Below are 546 nucleotides of genomic sequence, written 5' to 3'. Positions count from 1 at the left end.
AGCAGATGCATGAACAGATCCAGAAGGATCGCATGCAGGAGCAGCAGGCTTTTTTTCTAAAATTCGTGAACGCGGGTGTGATCCACTTGGATCGACCTTCTGAAATGGAGTCCTTATTGACATCGTGCTGGATCATAAGCAATTACTGGCTGTCCTTTCTCGAGAGCAGCGGTATGCCCACGGATGAAGGTCAGGTTGAACGCGGTATCGAGTTGATCCTGACCATACTCAAGCCTTATCTGACGGAGTCGAAATAGAACATGTATGGGAAGGAATGTGAACCGAATAAATGGTTAGAACAAGCAGAAGAGAGTTTTTGAAGAAAGCCGGTGCGTCCCTACTCGCTGTGTCATTTGGTGGATTAATATGGAGGGCTGTTGATCAGGGAGTCTTTAGTACAGGTAAAGGTCCAGCCTATGAGTTGTGGTCAGAGGATGAAACTTCATCGTTATCTGATCCCCTGGCGATGATTCAAGCAGCAACCCTCGCCTCGAACCCACATAACAGCCAGCCTTGGCTATTCCGGGTTCGCGAGACATCCATCGA

2 protein-coding genes are annotated in these 546 nt (G+C 48.4%); both read left to right on the top strand.

Going from position 1 to position 546, the window contains the following annotated elements:
- The coding region (locus tag ACFRAK_RS29645) for a TetR/AcrR family transcriptional regulator (RefSeq protein ID WP_394573285.1) at nt 1–257 on the top strand (257 nt) is incomplete at its 5' end.
- A gap of 32 nt (nt 258–289) precedes the next feature.
- Nucleotides 290–546: twin-arginine translocation signal domain-containing protein (locus ACFRAK_RS29640; RefSeq protein ID WP_394573284.1), on the top strand; the 257-nt coding region annotated here is incomplete at its 3' end.

The sequence above is a fragment of the Peribacillus sp. NPDC056705 genome (assembly GCF_043656335.1).
Note: the sequence above shows the minus strand (reverse complement) of the source record. Positions and strands in the feature narration are given on the sequence as shown.